Raw genomic sequence first — 21,739 nt, forward strand, 5'->3', positions numbered from 1 at the left:
TTTGGCCAGAAAAATGAGTCGTTCTCGCTGTTCTAAACTAAGTGGTACAGAAACAATCCGAGGCATGTGTGAACATCTGTTAACTAAAAAAACCTTTTCGCATGATTAGTTATTTTTGTCAACTTATAGTTTCATTTAACCTTAAAAACAGAAAAAAATGTTCAGATGAAAGAAGAATAGATATCCAAGTAGTTATTGATTTTGCAATTTACTAAAAATATTTGGATAAATGTCAAAATCTGATGATTTAGAGTGCTTGTTTATTGAGGCTGATGCTCATCAAAATGCAGTTGGTACACTCCGTATTGCAAATAAACATCTTTGGAAATAACCTCAAAATACATTTAGCTGAGGATACTTATGGGGGACAGATAATGTATAAATTGCACCGAATCTACTTGATGCATTCGATATAGAGTTGGCTGGTATTTTATGTGTTGGTAAGAAATATGATTCTAAAAAATTATCGAAATAGATGCTAAAGTGAATTTAAAACTTTCTCTGATCATATGGGTTGACGGCTATATAAAATCAGGTGCTTAGTTGAAAATCCCAGTTGTGGAGTGGAATATTCTATAAAAATTTCAACCTGATATGACAAGCTAAGGCGTAACGATGAAAGTCCAATTGGCTTAGCTTGTATATGTATTTGGTTGCCATTATAAAATACCTACAGATGCCAACCTGTATAATTTTTATTTTGGGAAAAAGAGGAATAGAGTCATTCCTTCTCCGCATTACCTTTCAACACCATATAAATCAAACCGACAAAGATTAATAATGCACCTGCAAGGCTGCTGACACAGAATAAAACGATTCGGTTATAGGTGGTTAAGTTGAATAATTCATTGGCTAAAATGTAGCGCATGAACAACCATTGTACGACAGAAAAAACAATCAACACGATTGCACGACGACGGACTTCAGGACGCATAGCCATAGGAGAATCACTTAAAGTGGAAATTGAGGCTATTATGCCACTGTCGATAATCGATCTCAATTGAATAAGATTAATCCAAACCCGTGATACACAAATCTTAAGGTTGAGTTTTGTTCAGATCACCTTTATTTACGGTACATATTGATGTTGCCAAAGCAGACCCGAAAGCGTTTATAAGACCAGATATACTGTTCAGGTGCTTGGTTAATGATGTCTTGCATCGCGATGTTCAGTGCGTCGACTGAGCATTGTAAATCTTTAGAGGAAATCTCTTCTGCTAAGGTTTGGCAATGCACATCAAAGTGCCTTAAGTTAGGTTGTCGGATACAACTTAATCCAATGACATTGCATTGGGTTTTTGCAGCAAGTTTTGAAACAAGTGTGATCGATAAAGTATTTTGCCCAAAAAAATTGGAATAAATGCCGCCTGAAGGCTTTGGTAAATGATCAGGTAAAATGACCGTCAGACCACCTTGTTTCAAATGTTTAAAAATGGCACGGATCCCTGTTTCATCTGTCGGGACTAGGGTTGCATTAAACTTCTCACGTGCTTCTAACAGATACCGATTGATTCCTTTATTTTTATTTGGTTTATACATAATCATGGGTTCTGTATACAGATTCAGCCATGCATTGAGTAATTCCCAGCAGCCAAAATGAGGAACCACCACGATCACACCTTTTTTATTTGCCAGTGCTTCCGTGAGGATATTTTCACCATAAATGTTTTTCAATAAGCTCAGGCTATAACTTGGCGGCATGCCCCAACATTTAATAAATTCAATATAGGTCAGGCATTGGCTGCGGATACTTTGATTGATGAGCTGTCTCTGCGCAGTCTCTGACAAATCGGGGTAGGCCAGTTGAATGTTGATGCTAGTGATACGTTTGATCGATGAATTAAATAGATTAAGAATAAACGCGATCATCAAGGCCAAGTTTTGTAACAGCCAAAGTGGCAATAGCGCGATGATTTTGAATATAAAGTACATGAATCACAAGGTCTCAAAATTGACAGCATGGGATAAAATAAATTTTGCCAAGAGACCGGACTTATTCAGTGAAAAGTACAAAAAGATCTGAATCTAAAAACAAAATAATTGGAAGTGGAAAATTGAGCTGTCCATTGCTCAAACGAAGTGGTGCATCATCATAACGTACTTGAAGCGTTTTGATATTAGCAAAGTCAATCAAATCTTTAATTTATGTTTTGTAGGTTTTCGACCACCTTTTGTAGGTTGAAATAAAAAAACCCTGCATAGCGCAGGGTTTTTTGAACCTTAAAATCTAAATCTTAAAATGTAAGATTATTTAGATTCTTCAGCTTTTGGTTTTTCACGTAAGCGAATACCTAAGTCACGTAATTGGTTCGCTTCAACTGGCGCAGGCGCTTGAGTTAAAGGACATTCCGCAGTCTTAGTTTTCGGGAATGCAATCACGTCACGGATAGAAGATGCACCAGTCATCAACATCACTAAACGATCAAGACCGAATGCTAAACCACCGTGAGGAGGCGCACCGAATTTCAAGGCGTTAAGCAAGAAGCTGAATTTCTCTTCTGCTTCTTCTTCAGAAATACCAAGCGCTTCAAAGATCGCTTTTTGCATTTCTAGATTGAAGATACGTAATGAACCACCACCGATTTCAGTACCGTTCAATACCATATCGTAAGCAACAGAAAGTGCAGCACCTGGGTTGTTCTTCACTTCTTCAACGCTTGATTTTGGCAGCGTGAATGGGTGATGAACAGACGTCCATTTACCGTCATCAGTTTCTTCGAACATTGGGAAGTCAACAACCCAAAGTGGCGCCCACTCGCAAGTTGCAAGTTTCATGTCGTGACCGACTTTAATACGTAAAGCACCCATCGCATCGTTTACGATTTTCGCTTTATCTGCACCGAAGAATACGATATCGCCATTTTCAGCGCCAACACGTTTCAATAGATCAAGCACGATTGGCTCGATGAATTTAACGATTGGAGATTGAAGACCTTCAATACCTTTTTCAAGTTCGTTGACTTTGATGTAAGCCAAGCCTTTCGCGCCATAAATGCCAACGAATTTAGTGTATTCGTCAATTTGGCTACGTGGAAGCGCGCTAGCACCTGGTACGCGAAGCGCAACAATACGGCCTTTAGGATCTTTTGCAGGACCTGCGAATACTTTGAACTCAACGTCTTGCATCATGTCTGCAACGTCAACCAATTTCAAAGGAATACGTAAGTCAGGTTTATCAGATGCATAGTCACGCATTGCATCTGCATACGTCATACGTGGGAACTTGTCGAACTGAACGTTTAGAAGTTCTTTGAACATCTTAACCGTTAAACGTTCCATCAAATCCATAATGTCATCGTCACTCATGAACGATGTTTCAACGTCGATTTGTGTGAATTCAGGCTGACGGTCAGCACGTAAATCTTCATCACGGAAACATTTCGCGATTTGGTAGTAACGATCAATACCACCCACCATCAACAACTGTTTGAATAGCTGTGGAGATTGTGGAAGCGCATAGAAGCTACCGTTAGAAACACGGCTTGGTACTAAGTAGTCACGTGCACCTTCAGGAGTCGCACGCGTTAAAATAGGTGTTTCAACGTCTAAGAAACCATTTTCTTCGAAGTAGTTACGAATTAGGTTAGTCAATTTAGAACGGAAACGAAGACGATCTAACATTTCTGGACGACGGATATCCAAGAAACGATATTTCAAACGTACTTCTTCAGAAATATTTGTGTTGTCGTCATTCAATGGGAATGGCGGAGTTTCTGAACCAGCAAGCACTTCGATTTCTTTACCAAGAACTTCGATTTGACCGCTAGTCATATTCGCGTTTTCAGTACCTGCGTAACGACGACGTACACGGCCTGTAATTTTTAATACGAATTCTGAACGTGATTTATCAGCAGTCGCGAAAGCTTCAGGAGTATCAGGGTCAATCACTACTTGAACAAGGCCATCACGGTCGCGCATGTCAAGGAAGATTACACCACCGTGGTCACGGCGACGGTGAACCCAACCGCATAATGTAACGGTTTGGTCAATTTGGGCTTCAGTAAGTGAGCCGCAGTAATGAGTTCGCATCATAGCGTTAGAAATCCAACTATATGGGTTAAGGTCAGCGAATACGTAAACAGCGTACCGCTTTTATTCGAATAGGGGATTATGCCTCTTTTTGGCTGTTTTGTCACAAGGACTTATTGCTAAAACAGCCAAATTTACAGCAAATTTTCGGTCAATGAAGGGCTTAAGCCGATGACGTAGAAAAAATGTTAGTGCTCTTGCTTAAGATCAGAAATATCAGACTACCAAGGCTAAACGTGGCCAAAAATGCACGAAAAAAATAATTAATGGCTTTGCCGACATAGGCATACAGGTCATGCACAAAGGCATCTGAGTAAATACTGTCAGCAAAATAAAAATAACTTGCGATTCCCGCAGCTAAAGACAGGGCCGCTAAACCATATACATAGACTTTGATGGATGTGGGGATGCTTACTATACTTCGATAGTGAAGATGATGACGATAAATCATCCATGCTAAAACGGGGAGCGCCAATCCAGATAATCCAATTTGCAACACACGATGTAGGGGATATGAATGACCGAAAAATTGAATCGGCAGACTTAACAGATCCTTAAAAGCAAAGGTGCGAAAGTCAACATGGGTCAAGCCATCCCAAACAATATGCGTCGAAGTTCCAATGATGAGTGCGAGGATGAGGCTGAGGATAAACCCACAACATTGATTAAGACTCTGTAGATGCAGCGGCTTATTTAAACCAAAAAAAGCAAATAACATCGGGCGATAGAGCACATACCACAGCACACAAAACAGCAAACCAAGGATTAAGTTTGGAACAATTAACCCCGACCATTGATGGGATCCATTGTAGTCAGCATTAGTAAATAAACGGAATAAATCCGGCACCATGCTACCAATTGCGAGTGCTGCAATAGGCAGGCGGTTTCCGCTTAACTTGGAAATAGGCGGTGCGAGTACAGCATGGGATATGGTAAAAGGCATTGAACTAAAATAAATATATGAATAAATACAATGTAGTATCGGTGAGTGTATATGATTTGGGCAGATTAGAATGTTTTTTATTGCAAAACGAATGGAATGTTATATTATAACATTATTCAAAAATAGCCTGATTTGAGTCTCTCCAACATGTCTTTTCATAAGAATTTAATAACTGTTTCGATTTTTGCAGTGATTGCACCCAACCTTTATGCCGATGACCCAGAACAACAGGTACAAAAGCTCGAAGCCATTAATGTTCAGGTCCATCCCTTAAACCAAAGTGCGGCAGATTTTGCTGTTGCCGATAATGTCATTCAACATAAAGCCCTTGCACAAGGTGGCGTCACAATTGGTGATGCGTTAGCCGGACAGCCGGGTGTATATTCAAATCAGTTTGGTGCAGGTTCAAGTCGTCCTGTGCTGCGTGGTCAAGATGGCCCTCGTGTCAAAGTCTTAGAACACGCCTCAGAAACTGCAGATGTTTCGACTTTATCTCCTGACCATGCGGTTACGGTAGATCCGATTTTGGCAAAACAAATTGAAGTGATCCGTGGGCCATCAACACTGTTATACGCGGCAGGCACAGTTGGCGGTTTGGTTAATGTGACGGATCAAAAGATTCCTACCTCTATTCCTGATAAAGGTTATGAAGGGCAAGTTGGGGTTCGTTATAACTCAGGCAGTGATGAAAAATTGGCGAGTGCCGGTGTGACGGCTGCTTTAGGTGAGCAATTTGCCATCCGTGTAGAAGGTTCGAAACGCAAAGCCAATGACTATATTGCACCCAATTATTTCCATGATCATGATGGTGAATTAGAAAAAGAACGCCGCGTTGGCAACACTTTTGCAGAAGGGCAAAATGTCAGTGTGGGCACGTCATGGATTCATGATCGTGGTTTTGCTGGACTGTCTTATACGAATCGTCAGGATCAATATGGCTTGCCAGGTCATAGCCATGAATATGAAAGCTGCCATCCACATGATGATCATTTGCATTGTGACGGGCATGATAATCATGATCACAGCGATGAGCATGACCATTCTGCCCATGACGACCACGATCATGACCATGATGCTGCTGGTCCGTGGGTCGATTTAAAGTCAGAACGTTATGATTTTCGTACCGAACTTGCGAATCCGTTTGCGGGCTTCCAAAAAATCCGTGCACATGCAAGTTATACCGATTATCAACATGATGAAATTGAAGGTGATACAGCGGCAACTACCTTTAAAAGTCAGGGCTATGATGGCCGTTTAGAGTTGGTGCATAACCCAGTTGCGGATTGGGAAGGGGTAATCGGTACCCAGTACAATCAGCAAAAGCTCAATATCAGTGGCGAAGAGTCATTGATGAACCCAAATAAAACCCAAAAATGGAGTGTATTTGGTTTAGAACATAAACAATTTGGTGATTTTCATGTCGAGCTGGGCGCCCGTGTCGATCAGCAGAAAATTCAAATCGATTCTGCACAAAAAGATTATGATGATTATGGCATCTCTTATTCAGGTGCTGTGAATTGGGCGTTTGCACCCAATTATAAATTGTCCTTGGTGGGTTCTCATCAAGAGCGTTTACCGTTGGCGCAAGAGCTGTATGCAGATGGCAAGCATTTTGCGACCAATACCTATGAACGTGGGAATGAAAATCTAGATGTTGAAAAATCTAATAATCTAGAATTAGGTTTCCATTATGAAAAAGATCAGTTGGATTATCACGTTCATGTGTATCACAACTGGTATGACAACTACATTTATGCTGCAACCAAAGATAATTTTGAAAACTTCCGCTTAGTTGATTACACCCAAGACAAAGCCAAGTTCTATGGCGCGGAAGCTCAAGTGGGTTATGCAGTAAATGACATGTATAAACTCAGTGTCTTTGGTGATTATGTACGCGGCAAAATTGATGGTGAAAATGCGCCACGTGTGCCTGCAGGGCGCTTAGGAACCAAGGTCGATGTTGACTTTGCCGATGGTTGGTCAGGTCTTGCAGAATATTCACATGTATTCAAACAAGACAAAATCACTGCATTTGAGCGTGAAACAGATGGCTACAACATGGTGAACTTGGGTGTGGCCTATAGTGGTCAGTTGAAAGATCAAAATGATTATCGAGTCTATTTCAAAGCCAACAATTTATTGGATGAAGATGTTTATTCTCACACGTCATTCCTTGCCAATATTCCTCAAGTCGGTCGTAATTTTACGGTCGGTCTTGAATTTGGTTTCTAATTGAATTTGCACAGACTTTTCTAAGTAAGTCTAGGTTAAGTCACAGAAATCCTCTTGAAAAATCAATGAATAAAACCTAGTCTGAGCGCATTAGACTAGGTTTTTTCTTATGCGCATCATTCAACGAATACATCACAAGCTCAATTGGTCACGTCGTCGCTATGTGGGCGTGGTCATTGGTTTATTGGTTTTAGGTTATTTGGCATCGGCAACTTATCACACGCTGAAATCACTCCCCGAAGGGCTGAACTACACAGGAAAACTTCGCCATGCCGAAGTGAACTTTTTAGTGGATGAAACCTATATCGATGCGCAAGGAAAGCAGCAACAGGAACATCGCATTTTTAAAGAAATGCTGAAAATGATTGAGGAAGCACAATCCACCATTGTGATGGATATGTTCTTGTTTAATCAGCAAGTGGGCGACTCTCAACTTGAACATGAGCAGCTTACGCAAGAATTAACTGATGCGCTGATTATTAAGCGTCGATTATCACCACAAGTTGAAATTTTTGTCATTACTGATCCAGTGAACTCCGTCTATGGTGGCATTCAACCTGAACATTATCGTCAATTGCGTCAAGGTGGAATTGAGTTAATCGAAACCAATTTGGTACCGCTTCGTGCATCCAACCCAGCATGGTCAGGTTTTTGGTATATCTGCTGTCAAGATATTGGCAATAATCCTGAACAAGGCTGGTTACCGAACCCATTGGGAACCGAGAAAGTGACGATCCGCAGTTATATGGATCTTTTCAACTTTAAAGCCAATCACCGAAAAACTTTGGTGGTGGATACCGTAGATGGGTGGAAAGGCTTAGTCACCTCTATGAATCCACATGATGGTAGTTCGCGACATTCGAATGTTGCCCTGACTGTAAAGGGAATGACTGCAATTGATCTATTAAAGACCGAGCAAGCCGTAGGCATGATGTCCAAAGCCAATATTCCATTTGTAGTGATTAAAGATGTTGAAGCCGCGAAAACTCAGCCACAGGTTCAAGTGCTGACTGAAAAAGCCATTTATGATGCCACACTCGACTTAATTGATAGTGCGAAGAAAGCTGGAACTGAAATTGATATTGCTATGTTCTACTTGTCAGAACGTAAAATTACCAAGGCACTCATTGCTGCGCATGAACGTGGCGTGAAAGTTCGTGTATTACTCGATCCGAATAAGGATGCTTTTGGGCGGACTAAAAATGGCATTCCAAATCGACCTGTAGCATCCGAATTACATGATGCGGGTATTGATGTACGTTGGTGTAATACCCATGGTGAGCAGTGCCATAGCAAGATGATTTTAAAACGAACTGCTTATCAAGCCGATATGATTTTAGGTTCGGCAAATTTCACGGCGCGTAACTTGAAAAACTATAATTTAGAAACGGATTTACGCGTGATTGGTCTGAAAGATGCGCAAGTTTTTAAAGATGCATCACAGTACTTCAATACGGCTTGGTCAAATCTGGATGGTAAACAAATGAGTGTCGATTATAGTAAATATGCGGATGAATCGACCTTGAAATATGTGTTGTATCGCTTTATGGAATGGAGCGGAATATCTACTTTTTAGAATTGTCTTAATCTCCCAAATCCCTCTTTTTTAAAGAGGGACTTTCCTCCCTTTTTTAAAGGGAGGTTAGGAGGAACTTAATCAGTTTTAATTCTTCGGTACAGGATTCGGCGGAACGATTTGATCTAAATCTTTATCCGTCATTTGATCCAATTCTTTAATATCGGTTTTGATTTTCCATTTATCGGCATCATCTACTGGTTGTGGCAAACGAGCTTCTAACCAGTCACAGATGATATCTGGTGGAAAATCGGCATGGTTACATTGAATCACCCATGATAAAAATTGTTTGGCTTCACCATTCATATACGGTGGTGGAGAAACAGGTAAAAACTGTGTCGGTAAACGTTCGTTCTTGGAAATATAATTTAAAACGTGACCCAACTCTTGAACAGTTTGCCATGCCAAAGGATGGTCGACATTGATTTGAAATTTAAACCACCAAGCAGTTTTACCATCGGTTCCGTACGAGTCAATGAGTTGTTCTTGAATACTTGGAACTTTAGAAAAAAATTGATGAAGTCGGTCAAAACTTAATTCAGACACAGCGTTGATCCACTACGAAATAAAAGGCATCTTAGCATATTCCGTCGAAAATCGAGTGCATCATCTGCTGATCCGAATCGGGTGGATGATTTAACAAATTATTGCATTTGATGGATTTTTATCCATTTTTTCTCCTACAATGGAATTTATACTGAGCGTATAAACCGTTGAGGAGAGCTTAAGTGAAAACCACATTATTCTATGCGATTGCAGGTGTGATGCTGATCAGTGCTTCAGCCAGTACTTTTGCGGAAAACAAATGGGCAAATTACCAAGGTGTAGATACATCAAAACCACAACACCGTCCACCGTCGATGAATCGGCCTGGCTATCCGCAGCATGCGCCGAATTATCCTCAACATTATCCTCAGTATCCAAGTCGTCCGCCGGTTTATCCGCAATATCCAAATCGACCTTATCCGCAGTATCCTCAGAGTGGCATTAGCATTCAATACAATGCACCGACCACGATTACTCAAAATTCACAAAGCTATAGTTGGGTCAATGGCGATCCTGCGAGTGCCAGTATTTCCAGTTCGACCTATACCTTTATCAGCGATTGGAAACGGATTGGTTTACCAGCACCCCCAAGTGGCATGTATTGGATCTTTGAAAATGGTCGCTATGTATTAGTGCCGAATCGGTAATTTAATCTCCCCAAACCCCTCCTTAAAAAAGAGGGGCTTTAATAAGACTAAGCTAACTCATCATCTTGCGGACGTGGGGTTTTTCCTTCAGGCAGTGGCTTCTCGGAATGCTTATCTCGAATAACCGAAGGATATGTCCAAGAGGCATAGCGCACAATCAAAATGGCCACAGCAAGGATGAGGATCGAACCTGTAGTAATGACCAAGCCCATATCCGCTTTATGGTCATGTTGAATGTCCGAAATCAGTAAACGGGTCAGGGCAGTAATAGCAATATAAATCAGGAAGCGAACAGGCATGTGGTTGGTTTTAAAATAAATACCAACCATGGCACCGAGTTCGAGGTAAATAAACAATAATAAAATATCGTCAATCGTGGCGAATTGCTTAACTGTAATAATTTCAAAAATGGTATGACCCGCAGACCATAAGATCATACAGCCGATGACAAACAGCGCAAGATAATGAAAACCTTCTACAGCAAGATTGCCAAGTCGGTCGAGGAGGGCTTCAATTTTTTCTACTTTAGGATCACGGTGTGTCATATATCTTCCTCCTGTGTAAATTGCGTGAATATTCAATCAAGAACAAGTCATTAAATACCAAGCAAATTTCATGCACATGAAGCGCATATGACAAAAATATTTTTTAGGTTAAATAAAGTCTTTAATGTTAAGTTTGAGCTTAAATTTTGTCCTATAAGAATGAAGCGACGATGTATCAACCAACGCATTTTAAACAGAATGAACTCCTTGATCTGATTGATCTTATGCGTAAGCATGCTTTGGCGACAGTAATACTGACGGCACCCAATGGTGAGTTGGAAGTGAATCATTTACCACTAGAATATGACACTGAGTCAGGCGAATTGGGTATATTACGCGGTCATATTGCTAAGGCCAATCCAATGTTTGAATTGCTAAATCAGTCAGCACAAACCTATGTGATTTTTCATGCCGACGAAGCATATATTTCGCCAAATTGGTATGACGGCAAGCAGGAACATCATCGCGTTGTGCCGACATGGAATTACCGTGTGGTGCATGTCAAAGGCACAATTCGTAAAGTTGACGATGAAAAATATTTACGAGGGGTTCTGGCTCGGTTGACTCGACAACATGAAGCAAGCCAACCCGTGCCATGGAAAATGGGCGATGCGCCTCATGATTTTATTGCGGAACAACTGGAAAAAATTGTAGCAATTGAAATCGATATTCAGTCGATGATCGGGAAATTTAAAGTGAGTCAAAATCGCAGCGCTATAGATGCAATGAATGTGGAAAAAGCTTTGGAAAGGTCGAATGCTGAAATGGCGGAGTCGATCAAAAAATTTTATCCCATGAAATAACAGGCTAAACAATCATGCCCAATATGATTGAAACTGAACGTTTATGCCTGAGAAAGTATCAGTTAGGAGATGAAATTTCATTATTTGATACATATTTTTCGAATATAGAAGCAACTCGTTATCTGCAGCGGTTGCCACATAAAACGATTCAACAGACTAAGAGTGTTTTAGAAAAGTGGGCAGATCATTATTGGTCGATACACAATCCTGATTTTGCATGGGTGATTAGTGATAAGAATACGCATTTAGCGATGGGCTTACTGTATTTCTTCAATCAAGAAAACCATGGAGAAATACATTTTGGGTTAGGGGGGAATTTTCATGGTTGTGGTTATATGACTGAGGCTTTAATTGGAGGAATTAAGTATTTAAAGCAGAATCATGTCACGAAGGTTGTTTCATCTTTTTGTGCTGAGGAACATCTAGCATCACAAAATGTCTTAATGAAGGCAGGATTTAAACAAGATAAAGATACAACGCATTGGGCTACATTTCCAATGCTAGACGATCAGCTCCATTCTTGTTTTACATATCGAATGGAATTATGAGATTATGAATAAGTAAATATGCTTATGATTTTTTGAAAAAGTTGCACTCAGTGTTTATGTAATAAGAGCAGTAAAATAAAAAAATGCCCGATAAATCGGGCATTTTTGATTTTGTACGGCTAATTAAGCTTGGTTGGTAAAGTAATCTTCAGAGAAGTTCATGATCACTTCAGAACCTGCTTTCACTTTAGCAATGCGTAAAGCCAATTCAGGCAAAATACGCTGCGTGAAGTAAAGAGTCAGTGCAAGTTTGTTTTGGTAGAACTCGCCATCTTTGTTTTTTGCTGCATCTGCAATGCGGGCAAACATATAGGCAAAGCTGAGTAGGCCTACAGCATGTAAGTAATCAACTGCTGCTGAGTTCGGGAATTCAATGTTTTCACGAGCAGCTTCAAGTACATATTGAGTCACAGCTTCAACTTCAGCTGCTGCATCTAATGTTGCATCTTTGATGTAGTTCAAGCTGGCATCTAAGTTGTTGGCAAAATCACGAATTTCTTGGATATATTCAGCAATGAATTCACCATTGCACTTAATGGTTTTACGACCAATTAAGTCTTGAGATTGAACGCCGTTGGTCCCTTCGTAAATCTGTGCGATACGCAGGTCACGGATACATTGTTCCATACCCCATTCACGAATAAAGCCGTGACCACCGAAGACCATTTGGGCATCTAGCGTTGCTTGGAAAGCTGTATCTGTTAAATACGCTTTCGCAATAGGTGTTAACAGCGCAACACGGTTATTGGCTGCTTTGACTGCTTCTGGGTCAGTAGAGAACTTGGTAATGTCCAGTTGTTGACCAACATAAACCGCAAATGCACGAGACGCTTCATTGTTGGCACGTGCGTTCAGCAACATACGACGTACATCACCATGAACTAAGATGCTGTCTGCAGGTTTTGCAGGCGATTGAACGCCAGAAGCGCTACGGCCTTGTAAACGATCAGTCGCATATTGCGCTGCATTTTGATAAGCAAATTCAGAAGCACCTAGGCCTTGAATACCCATAGACAGACGTTCGTAGTTCATCATGACGAACATCGCTGCAAGGCCTTCATTTTCTTTACCAACCAGGTAGCCTTTCGCGCCATCAAAGTTCATCACACATGTTGCAGACGCTTTGATCCCCATTTTATGTTCAATAGAACCAGGGCCTACAGCATTACGCTCTCCCAATGAACCATCTGCATTCACCAAGAATTTAGGTACGATGAATAGTGAAATTCCGCGTGAGCCCGCAGGCGCATCAGGCGTTTTCGCTAAAACTAAGTGGATGATATTTTCAGAAAGGTCGTGGTCACCGCCAGTGATGAAAATCTTCGTACCTGTAATGTTATAAGTACCGTCTTCATTACGTTCGGCTTTAGTTTTGATAATACCTAAATCTGTACCTGCATGCGGTTCAGTTAAGCACATGGTGCCTGACCATTCGCCTGTATACATTTTTGGTAAATAAGTTTCTTTTTGCTCTTGTGATGCATAGCTGTTTAATGCCATGCCTGCACCTACAGAAAGAAGCGGGTAGAGCATGAATGATGGGTTGGTTGCAAACAGCATTTCGTCAGACAGAACAGTCAGCATTTTTGGCATGCCTTGACCGCCCCATTCTTCATCTGCGCCTAGACCAATCCAGCCGCCTTCTGCATATTGTTTAAATGCTTCTTTGAAACCAGCAGGAGTCGTGACATTGCCATTGCTATAGGTTGCGCCTTCTTCATCACCTGTGCGGTTTAAAGGATGAGTGACGTTTTGCGCAAATTTTGCCATTTCTTCAAGAATGGCTTCTGCAGTTGCAGCATCAACGTGAGCAAGATTTTCGTTGTTTTGCCAGAATTGTTCTGCTTTAAAAACATCATTTAAGATGAATTTCATATCTGCAAGCGGCGCATTATAAATTGGCATGTTCGTTCACCTGTTTATTGTTTGAATCTGTGGACTTGGGGCAATTTGTATCGACACAAAGCGTGGAGAAAATTGACCAAAGTAAAATTATGGGACTATTTATAAAGAAAAAGGACTGCCAATGCTATGACCGTCCTTTCTCTATTTCTGCACTCAAGAGTACAATTTTTTGAATATGTTTTAGATATTCACATTAGAATGCAAAGTGTTCTGCATCCAATGCCATAAGAGGATCTAGGCCACCTGCAATCACTTCTACATGAGAGCGAACGCGTGGTAAGATTTTCTTGAAGTAGAAGCGAGCAGTCGTTACTTTTGCATTGTAGAAATCAACATCTGTTGTTCCTGCAGCTAAAGTTTCTTGTGCAACTAGCGCCATGCGAGCCCATAAATAAGCAAGCGTCACATAACCAGAGAAGTAGAGGTAATCGACTGCAGCAGCACCTACTTCTTCAGGGTTTTGCATTGCTTTCATACCAATCTGCATGGTTAAGTCGCCCCATTCTTTGTTTAGCGCAGCAAGCGGCTCAACAAATTCTTTCATGGCAGCGTTGTCTTTGTTAGCTTCAACAAATTTATGGATGATCTTGGTGAAGTCTTTCAACATTGCACCTTGCGTACCCAATACTTTACGGCCTAACAAGTCAATTGCTTGAATTTCAGTCGTACCTTCGTACAAGCATGAAATACGTGTATCACGTACAATTTGTTCCATACCATGTTCAGAAATGAAGCCGTGGCCACCAAATACTTGAACACCGTGTTTTGCAGATTCAGAACCTGTTTCAGTCAAGAATGCTTTAGCAATTGGAGTTAGTAGAGACAAAATGTTGTCAGAGAACTTACGTTCTTCTTCCGTTGCACCTTGTTCCACGATATCGGCATGGAAAGATAATAAGTAAACCAGAGCACGACCAGCTTCAGCAAATGATTTTTGCGTAAGCAGCATGTTGCGCACTGCAGGGTGCACGATAATTGGATCTGCTTCTTTTTCAGGTGCTTTAGGGCCTGAAAGTGAACGCATTGCCAAACGGTCTTTTGCGTAAGCAAGTGCACCTTGGAAAGCACCTTCAGAAGCTGAAAGACCTTGTACAGCAGTACCGATACGTGCAGTGTTCATGAATGTGAACATGCAGTTTAGACCGCGGTTTTCAGGGCCAATCAAGAAGCCTTTTGCGTTATCAAAGTTGATGACACAAGTCGCGTTACCATGGATACCCATTTTGTGTTCAATCGAACCACAACGTACAGCATTGCGCTCACCAATTGAGCCATCAGCATTTACATTGAATTTAGGTACGATGAATAATGAAATACCTTTCGTGCCTTTTGGTGCACCTGGTAGACGAGCAAGGACGATATGGATGATGTTTTCAGCCATGTCGTGTTCACCAGCAGAGATAAAGATTTTCTCGCCAGAGATTGCGTAGCTACCGTCTGCTTGTGGTTCAGCTTTAGAACGGATAATACCTAAGTCAGAACCTGCATGAGATTCTGTTAAGCACATCGTACCTGTCCATTCACCTGAAACAAGTTTAGGCAGGTAAGTGTCTTTTTGTTCTTGAGAGCCGTGATGTTCTAATGTGCGGACAGCACCGTGAGACAGACCAGGGTACATACCCCATGCCCAGTTCGAAGTACCCACCATTTCTGAAATGATATTGCCTAAAGAAACCGGTAAGCCTTGACCGCCGTATTGCTCTTCAGCAGATAGAGATGGGAAACCGAGTTCGATATATTTTTGATACGCTTCTTTAAAACCAGTTGGTGTTGTGACAACGCCATCATTCCAAGTACAACCTTCACGGTCGCCGACTTGGTTAAGAGGAGAAAGTTCATTTTCACAGAAGTCAGCAGCAGCTTCTAGATATTGGTCAACCAACTCACGGCTTACGGTGTCAGAAAATGCAGGCAGTTGTGCATAGTGATCTTCTGCTTTTAAAAGTTCATGCAGAACAAATTGCATATCACGTAAGGGCGCTTTGTATTGTGGCATATCGTTTTCCTCAATACTGGTTTCTACCAGCGTTAGTAATCCTAAATAAACATTTGAACGTGTCTTCAATGACACGTATTGGAATGGTTCTAATCGTGCAACATCTTCTTATTGGGTACAAGCATTTCAGGGTGATTTGTTGGTGACTGTAAAGTCAAAGAAATATCCCTTGAAAATGCTAAGTGCATTGAGTGTAAACACTTTTGGCTGAAAATGAATGACACAAATAGTCAAAAAGCGTAAAAAGATATGTCCAATAAAAAAGGCACTCCTGGGAGTGCCTTTTTTACGCAATGATATCGCGATCTAAGTTTGGATTATTTTACTGGTGCTGGCGTTGGGGCAACAGGGGCTTTAGGTTGGAAACGCACTTCACATTTACCATTGATTTGCTGTTCGCCAACTTTAATGGCAACTGCACTGCCATCAGTCTTGCCTTGACATGCTTTCATAATCGCTTGTTGCTTCGCTTGGCGTTCTGCTAAACGTTGATCAAACTGTTTAGTCAGTTCTGCACGTTTTGCATCAGTCAGTGGCTCACCGCGTTGCATCTGACCACGCATATCGCCACGCATTGGACGGTGTTCACCGCGCATTGGTTTGTGTTCACCACGTGCTTTTTTCATGTCTTGACGGTCTGCTTTGAACACCATGGTACATGTACCATCAATGCTATTATCGCCAGCTTTTACTTGAACTGTTGAACCTGTAGTCTTGCCATCACAGGCTTTTTGCATATCAGCAAACACTTGACGTTGCTCGGCACGCATTTGTTTAAAATGTTCACGTTGCTCAGGTGACATACGACGATCTTGATCACCATGATGTTGTTTCATCATACGGCCATGATCGTTATCTTTTGGTGCGGTTGTCGATTGACAGGCAGTTAATGTACCCATGCTCAATACGCTTGCACCGATTAAAGCCATTTTGGTCATTTGTTTCATAGTCTTTACCCCACCAGATTAGATATTTTTTTCGATGGTTAAAGATTAAATAATAAAGATGTAGAAACAATGGAGAGTTTTTTAGTTGCGTGTTCGCTACAATAATGAATATAGAAGAAAAATGAGAGTTCTCTTTTGAAAATACGTCGTATCCCGATTGCCCTACGCTTGTTTCTGACTGTGCTGTTGACGACGCTCGTCATCACAACGGTAAGTCTTGGCGTTTTGCATTGGAATATGCAGCGTAATTTCACCAAATATGTGGCCGATGTCGAGATGCAAAAGCTTGACCATGTCATTGAAAATTTAGCCGATGTGTATACGGTCTATCATGATTGGGGCAATGCGATTCAGGCACAGATTCTGCAAATTGAAGGGCAGGCAGCACCAGATGACTATGATCGTCTCTCTCGGTGGTGGCTGCGTCGTCAATATGACATTGCATTGCAGCAGCGCTATTTCCAAGATCATAGTTTGAATGCAGCATCGATGTTGGCAACGCCACAGCAAACGGCAGAACAAAAAACTGAAGAGCTAAAATGGCTTGAACAAAACTTACCGTCTGAGTTTCAACCCTTTGAAGGTTTAAAATTTCCTTTAAGCGCGAATCAAAATGTGTTCCGCCCCAAAGAGTCGAATGCGGATGAAAAAGATAAAGATGCCGGTCAATCCTCTCAAAACAATACCAACAATGGTGGTAAAAAACAGTTTATTCAAATGCCTGACCGCTTGGGCTTGAGTTCACGTTTATCTTTATATGATGCACAGCGCCAATTTGTGGTGGGTGAGCCGACAGATGAACAGATTTCTTATCGTCCGATTATGGTGAATAATCAAATCGTGGGATATTTGGGGCTCAAACCTGTCCTCGATCAAGATGATGCGATCAGTATTAACTTCTTTAGTAAGCAAAAACGTTATTTATTATTGGTTTATGTGCTTAGTTTTATTGCGAGTTTGATTGCAGCATTGTTATTGGCAACATACTTTAAAAAACCGATTCAGCGTTTGTTAATGGGAACACGTGAATTAACCAAGGGCAATTATCAACATCAAGTTGCAGTGAACCGTAATGATGAGCTTGGTGATTTATCGAATGAATTGAATCAGTTGGCCGTAATTCTCGATCAGCATGAAACGTCACGTCGTCAATGGGTGGCTGATACTTCACATGAATTAAAAACGCCATTGGCGGTGTTGCAGGCTCAAATTGAGGCGATGCAGGACGGTATTCGTAAGCCAACGCCAGAGCATTTTACTTCGATGCTGAATCAAGTGAGTAGTTTGAAAAAATTGACCAAAGATTTGGCAGATTTGGCACAAGCCGATGCACAACAACTGAATTGTTATTTGACCACGCTCAATCCTTGGGATGTAGTGATCCAAGAGGTTGAAAGCTTTAAGCCGAAGTTTGAGCAAGCAGATTTGAAAATTACCGCAATGGGCGAAGGGACTTCATTACAATTAGATATAGACCGTTTTAAACAGATTATGGTCAACTTATTGGGTAACAGTATTCGTTATACGGAAGCTGGTGGTGAAGTGCATGTTCATACTGAGCAAGATGAAACCCAGTGGACCGTGTATGTTGATGACAGCCCATTTGGTTTAACTGATGAACAGTTGGCACGTTTAGGTGAGCGTTTCTATCGTGTGGATGATTCACGTACGCGTGCAACTGGTGGTACAGGATTAGGATTGGCGTTATCCGTAAAAATAGCTAGAGCATTGGGTGGAGAGTTGAGTTTTGATCATTCTCCATTGGGCGGTTTGCGTTGCAAATTGACATTTCCCAAACAGATGAAATATTAAAAGGAAGCATGCATGAAACATATCATGTTGGTTGAAGATGAAGTGGAACTTGCACAGCTAGTGCGTGATTATCTAGAGGCTGCAGGCTTTGAAGTCAGCATGTTTCATGATGGTCAAGAAGCCTATGAGAGCTTCACGCAGCGTAAGCCGAGTCTAATGATTTTGGACCTAATGGTGCCACGTATGGATGGCTTAACCATTTGCCGTAAAGTCCGTGAGCAGTCTGATCTGCCAATTATTATGGTGACTGCACGCACTGAAGAAATTGACCGTGTATTGGGGCTCAATATGGGTGCTGACGATTATGTCTGCAAACCGTTTAGTCCGAAAGAATTGGTGGCACGTGTGCAAGCGGTATTACGTCGTTTAGAACGTAAAGCAGAGCCAGAGGTGAATGATTTATTCCGTATGGACAAAGCACAGCAACGTATTTGGTATCAACAAAAAGCGTTGAGCTTAACGCCAACAGAGTTTCGTTTACTTGAGTTGTTTTTAGAGCATGTAGGGCAGGTGTATTCACGTGCGCAATTGCTTGATCATATTAACCCAGACAGTTTTGAAGTGGCTGACCGTGTGATTGATAGTCATATTAAAAATTTACGTCGTAAGATTTCAGATGCAGCGGAAACTGGCAACCGTCATGAGTGGATTCAAGCCGTGTATGGCGTTGGCTACCGTTTTGAATATCCAGAAGATTAAAACATAGATTGTAAATTCTAAAAGACAGGCTTTGGCCTGTTTTTTTGTACATACCTAGCTAAATTAATTTTAAAAACAAGAAAAACAAAGCAATAAAAACATAAAATGTGAAATTTGCGCATTTAGTGGAAATTGGGTATTATTTTGCTTGAATATTGACCAGTATGTTTGGGCTGGCAGAGTTCAATGTAGACATAACAATTTTTAAAAATGGAACAGCCAGAGGGCAGAACAGATGAAAAATATAGCATTTGCAAAAATAATAATGGTCACGGGTGTCTTGGGTTTAACGGCATGTGGTGGTAGTGATCGTGATGAGACAGGAAGCGTACCGTCAGAGCCAGTTGCCGATGCCATGGTACAAAAAAGTGTAGAAGAGCTGACGCTGTTGGATGTAAATAATCTTGCATTAAATGCTGCGTCGATTCAGATTTTAAGTGATGAAGAATGGCAAAAAGTACAAGCAGGCAGTCTGAAAATAGCAACGAATACAATTATAGCGGATGATTCTGAACAGTTATTTCCACCGATCAATAGTTTACCGACAGCGACTCATTTTAAAGGTCAAAGTTACCTTGCTAATGCTCAAGGCATCGTTAAGCTGCCTAAATTGGCTGCAGGCACATATTATGTTTTGGTCACTAAAAATGGACAGTCTGCAGTTTCAGCATTCTTGATCCATCCTAAAAATACCAATAAGAGCATTGTGCTGAATGTAGTCCTCAACTGTTTAGATCAAGACTGTCAGACTCTAAGTGATGCGCCAGTCAATGATGCCGTGGTCGGAACATTGTCTGGTCAAGTGATTTTTAAAGGGAAGCCATTGGCGAATGCACAAGTCGCATTATCTGGCGGTGCGGCGACCAATGGCGCATTTGTCAGTGCTTTGACCGATGCCAATGGTTATTTTAGTTTGTCATTTAATGTGAGCAATGATCTGCTTGAAGCATTAAAAAATGCCACGCTCACCATTAGCAGTGCAGGAATTAATACCATTACGAAAAAAGTTACGGTCATTGCTTCTTCTGCATCGGGCTATCAATTTGAAGTGCTGCCTGAAACGACATCTGCAGATGCCATATGGCGTGAAACTTTTGAAGCGGACTCTGCTACTCGCAATGCATGGACAAGGTCACAGCCTAGTGTGGCCAATGTCGATTGGCAGCTGCTCAACAAAGGTCACAATATTCGTAATAATCAAGTGAATCAACGTGTACGCTTAGCGCCGAATGACCAAAGTCAAGGCAAGGTGCCTGAGCCACTGCAAGGTAATACGGCATATTGGTATGGTGATAAAGTAAATGGCAACTTTATTGGCGCTTTAAGTGATTCATCTACGGCTCCAGAGTTTGATGGTGGCACTTCGCAGTATGACAATAGGGGAGAATTGATTTCACCTGTCATTAATCTGAGTCAATATCATGCGCCTTTGAGTTTAAGCTTTAAAACATGGTGGGAAATTGAGTCGGTCAATCCAAATAATCAGGGATTCGACTTGATGAATATTTTAGTTTCTACCGACGGCGGCAATAGCTTTAAGACTTTAGCTCGTTTAAACCCGCTGGCAGATCCATCCTCTGCATATGAGCGCGCGCCGATTCCATACAGTAATTTAGGTTTTAACCTTGCACCAGCTGCTGTTCAGCAAGAAGCAATTTCATTAGATGAATATGCAGGCAAGGCCAATGTTCAGCTGAAATTCCAATTCAGAACAGTCGATCAACTTTATAACGGTTTCCGCGGCTGGATGATTGATGATGTGGTGATTCAGAAAAAAGCCGGAACTTTCCCATTATTTGATGGTGCGAGTTTTGATGAAAATTTAGATGGTTTCTCTCAGGACTATAATGGCGTCGCTGCAAAACAAGCGGGCGTTTTGTTGAAAAGCACGAAGAGTTATGCACGGTGGGCTGACGAGCCACAGCGTAAATAAGCACTTATAGATGTTAATTATCTAAGTTACTGATGTTACGCACGTAAAAGTACTTATGCACTTTTAAAATGATTTTTAAGTCTATTCGACGGAGTCTTACATCTAAGGATTGAATAAAGGGATTAGCCTTCGGCTGGAGGTACTTTTGTTTCGGCAAAAGTACCCAAAACCATTGTCATCCGCAAAACTCGTTCACTACCGTCAAATTATTCAAAGCATCGCAAAAACATTTTTGATTAGAAGTAGTCCTGTCTCAAACACTTGCGGATGACGTTACCGCGTATCGCTGTTTTATTTGAATCAAATTGCACTTCTGGTGTTACTGCGTAACATCAGTAAGTTACATATAAGTGATCAATCACTGCGGATTCGCTTTTAAAACAGCGCTCAATTGGGCGCTGTTTTTATGATGTAGGGCATATTGCTGTGTGATGAAGCCTCAAAAATATTCAATAAAAGTATAAATTTGAAAAAAATAGGCAAAAGATTGTCTTGACCTAAGTTATTTAAACCAATCAATAAAACTTTACATTTGATGCTCATCTGATCTGTAAAAATACCTTTAAGTTAAAATTGTT

The 21,739-nt window shown here is 41.1% G+C and carries 17 protein-coding genes and 1 pseudogene; 8 read left to right on the top strand and 10 right to left on the bottom strand.

Annotation, left to right across the window (positions count from 1 at the left end):
• The 5 genes and pseudogenes from FTV37_RS18095 to FTV37_RS12285 all read right to left on the bottom strand — a co-directional run.
• Positions 1 to 66, bottom strand: a pseudogene (locus FTV37_RS18095) (helix-turn-helix domain-containing protein); the annotation flags it as partial.
• A 655-nt stretch (positions 67 to 721) separates the two neighbouring features.
• Positions 722 to 940 (bottom strand): hypothetical protein, encoded by a 219-nt coding sequence (locus tag FTV37_RS12270; protein WP_168378747.1) that lies wholly within the window; start codon positions 938 to 940, stop codon positions 722 to 724.
• 125 nt (positions 941 to 1,065) lie between these two features.
• Positions 1,066 to 1,932, bottom strand: coding sequence for a lysophospholipid acyltransferase family protein (locus FTV37_RS12275; RefSeq protein WP_180063982.1), 867 nt, complete (start codon positions 1,930 to 1,932; stop codon positions 1,066 to 1,068).
• Between the two features lie 315 nt (positions 1,933 to 2,247).
• Positions 2,248 to 4,032: an aspartate--tRNA ligase gene (gene aspS, locus FTV37_RS12280; protein WP_180063983.1), complete on the bottom strand. Its 1,785-nt coding sequence runs from the start codon at positions 4,030 to 4,032 to the stop codon at positions 2,248 to 2,250.
• 160 nt (positions 4,033 to 4,192) lie between these two features.
• Positions 4,193 to 4,972: a DUF4184 family protein gene (locus FTV37_RS12285; RefSeq protein WP_180063984.1), complete on the bottom strand. Its 780-nt coding sequence runs from the start codon at positions 4,970 to 4,972 to the stop codon at positions 4,193 to 4,195.
• A 147-nt stretch (positions 4,973 to 5,119) separates the two neighbouring features.
• Between FTV37_RS12285 and znuD the strand changes: the two genes are divergently transcribed.
• A complete protein-coding gene (znuD, locus tag FTV37_RS12290) occupies positions 5,120 to 7,204 on the top strand; it encodes a zinc piracy TonB-dependent receptor ZnuD (RefSeq protein WP_180063985.1) in 2,085 nt (694 codons plus the stop codon).
• 109 nt (positions 7,205 to 7,313) lie between these two features.
• Positions 7,314 to 8,780, top strand: a complete 1,467-nt coding sequence (locus FTV37_RS12295) for a phospholipase D family protein (RefSeq protein WP_180063986.1) — start codon at positions 7,314 to 7,316, stop codon at positions 8,778 to 8,780.
• Between the two features lie 87 nt (positions 8,781 to 8,867).
• Here FTV37_RS12295 and FTV37_RS12300 read toward each other — a convergent pair whose 3' ends face one another.
• On the bottom strand, positions 8,868 to 9,326 hold the full coding sequence (locus tag FTV37_RS12300; protein ID WP_180063987.1) for a hypothetical protein: 459 nt from the start codon (positions 9,324 to 9,326) through the stop codon (positions 8,868 to 8,870).
• Positions 9,327 to 9,508: 182 nt separating this feature from the next.
• Between FTV37_RS12300 and FTV37_RS12305 the strand changes: the two genes are divergently transcribed.
• Entirely contained in the window at positions 9,509 to 9,973 is a 465-nt protein-coding gene (locus FTV37_RS12305; protein WP_078191247.1) for an RcnB family protein, read from the top strand.
• Between the two features lie 47 nt (positions 9,974 to 10,020).
• On the opposite strand, the gene FTV37_RS12310 is transcribed toward FTV37_RS12305, so the two are convergent.
• Entirely contained in the window at positions 10,021 to 10,518 is a 498-nt protein-coding gene (locus FTV37_RS12310) for a phosphate-starvation-inducible protein PsiE (RefSeq protein ID WP_180059425.1), read from the bottom strand.
• A 170-nt stretch (positions 10,519 to 10,688) separates the two neighbouring features.
• Between FTV37_RS12310 and FTV37_RS12315 the strand changes: the two genes are divergently transcribed.
• Positions 10,689 to 11,321: an FMN-binding negative transcriptional regulator gene (locus FTV37_RS12315; protein ID WP_180064011.1), complete on the top strand. Its 633-nt coding sequence runs from the start codon at positions 10,689 to 10,691 to the stop codon at positions 11,319 to 11,321.
• 14 nt (positions 11,322 to 11,335) lie between these two features.
• Positions 11,336 to 11,869 carry a GNAT family N-acetyltransferase gene (locus tag FTV37_RS12320; RefSeq protein WP_180063988.1) on the top strand — a complete coding sequence of 178 codons (534 nt, stop codon included), beginning with the start codon at positions 11,336 to 11,338 and terminating at the stop codon, positions 11,867 to 11,869.
• A 123-nt stretch (positions 11,870 to 11,992) separates the two neighbouring features.
• Here FTV37_RS12320 and FTV37_RS12325 read toward each other — a convergent pair whose 3' ends face one another.
• From FTV37_RS12325 to FTV37_RS12335, 3 genes are all read right to left on the bottom strand, one after another.
• Positions 11,993 to 13,774, bottom strand: a complete 1,782-nt coding sequence (locus FTV37_RS12325) for an acyl-CoA dehydrogenase C-terminal domain-containing protein (protein ID WP_180063989.1) — start codon at positions 13,772 to 13,774, stop codon at positions 11,993 to 11,995.
• 193 nt (positions 13,775 to 13,967) lie between these two features.
• Complete coding sequence (locus FTV37_RS12330; protein ID WP_078194152.1) at positions 13,968 to 15,770, bottom strand: acyl-CoA dehydrogenase C-terminal domain-containing protein; 1,803 nt, start codon at positions 15,768 to 15,770, stop codon at positions 13,968 to 13,970.
• Positions 15,771 to 16,087: 317 nt separating this feature from the next.
• Positions 16,088 to 16,717 (bottom strand): hypothetical protein, encoded by a 630-nt coding sequence (locus FTV37_RS12335; protein ID WP_180063990.1) that lies wholly within the window; start codon positions 16,715 to 16,717, stop codon positions 16,088 to 16,090.
• A gap of 135 nt (positions 16,718 to 16,852) precedes the next feature.
• Here FTV37_RS12335 and baeS point away from each other — a divergent pair, with 135 nt between their 5' ends.
• From baeS to FTV37_RS12350, 3 genes are all read left to right on the top strand, one after another.
• Complete coding sequence (gene baeS, locus FTV37_RS12340; protein ID WP_180063991.1) at positions 16,853 to 18,529, top strand: sensor histidine kinase efflux regulator BaeS; 1,677 nt, start codon at positions 16,853 to 16,855, stop codon at positions 18,527 to 18,529.
• Positions 18,530 to 18,541: 12 nt separating this feature from the next.
• Positions 18,542 to 19,228, top strand: coding sequence for a response regulator (locus tag FTV37_RS12345; RefSeq protein WP_111885370.1), 687 nt, complete (start codon positions 18,542 to 18,544; stop codon positions 19,226 to 19,228).
• 235 nt (positions 19,229 to 19,463) lie between these two features.
• Positions 19,464 to 21,161, top strand: coding sequence for a carboxypeptidase regulatory-like domain-containing protein (locus FTV37_RS12350; protein WP_180063992.1), 1,698 nt, complete (start codon positions 19,464 to 19,466; stop codon positions 21,159 to 21,161).
• Positions 21,162 to 21,739: the final 578 nt, after the last annotated feature.

The sequence above is a fragment of the Acinetobacter sp. YH16042 genome (assembly GCF_013417245.1).
Taxonomy (GTDB): domain Bacteria; phylum Pseudomonadota; class Gammaproteobacteria; order Pseudomonadales; family Moraxellaceae; genus Acinetobacter; species Acinetobacter amyesii.

Bases quoted from the DNA above. Each gene is read 5' to 3' on its own strand.
- FTV37_RS12270 (WP_168378747.1), bottom strand. From the start codon at position 940: ATGGCTATGCGTCCTGAAGTCCGTCGTCGTGCAATCGTGTTGATTGTT.
- FTV37_RS12275 (WP_180063982.1), bottom strand. From the start codon at position 1,932: ATGTACTTTATATTCAAAATCATCGCGCTATTGCCACTTTGGCTGTTA.
- aspS (WP_180063983.1), bottom strand. From the start codon at position 4,032: ATGATGCGAACTCATTACTGCGGCTCACTTACTGAAGCCCAAATTGAC.
- FTV37_RS12285 (WP_180063984.1), bottom strand. From the start codon at position 4,972: ATGCCTTTTACCATATCCCATGCTGTACTCGCACCGCCTATTTCCAAG.
- znuD (WP_180063985.1), top strand. From the start codon at position 5,120: ATGTCTTTTCATAAGAATTTAATAACTGTTTCGATTTTTGCAGTGATT.
- FTV37_RS12295 (WP_180063986.1), top strand. From the start codon at position 7,314: ATGCGCATCATTCAACGAATACATCACAAGCTCAATTGGTCACGTCGT.
- FTV37_RS12310 (WP_180059425.1), bottom strand. From the start codon at position 10,518: ATGACACACCGTGATCCTAAAGTAGAAAAAATTGAAGCCCTCCTCGAC.
- FTV37_RS12315 (WP_180064011.1), top strand. From the start codon at position 10,689: ATGTATCAACCAACGCATTTTAAACAGAATGAACTCCTTGATCTGATT.
- FTV37_RS12320 (WP_180063988.1), top strand. From the start codon at position 11,336: ATGCCCAATATGATTGAAACTGAACGTTTATGCCTGAGAAAGTATCAG.
- FTV37_RS12325 (WP_180063989.1), bottom strand. From the start codon at position 13,774: ATGCCAATTTATAATGCGCCGCTTGCAGATATGAAATTCATCTTAAAT.
- FTV37_RS12330 (WP_078194152.1), bottom strand. From the start codon at position 15,770: ATGCCACAATACAAAGCGCCCTTACGTGATATGCAATTTGTTCTGCAT.
- FTV37_RS12335 (WP_180063990.1), bottom strand. From the start codon at position 16,717: ATGAAACAAATGACCAAAATGGCTTTAATCGGTGCAAGCGTATTGAGC.
- FTV37_RS12345 (WP_111885370.1), top strand. From the start codon at position 18,542: ATGAAACATATCATGTTGGTTGAAGATGAAGTGGAACTTGCACAGCTA.
- FTV37_RS12350 (WP_180063992.1), top strand. From the start codon at position 19,464: ATGAAAAATATAGCATTTGCAAAAATAATAATGGTCACGGGTGTCTTG.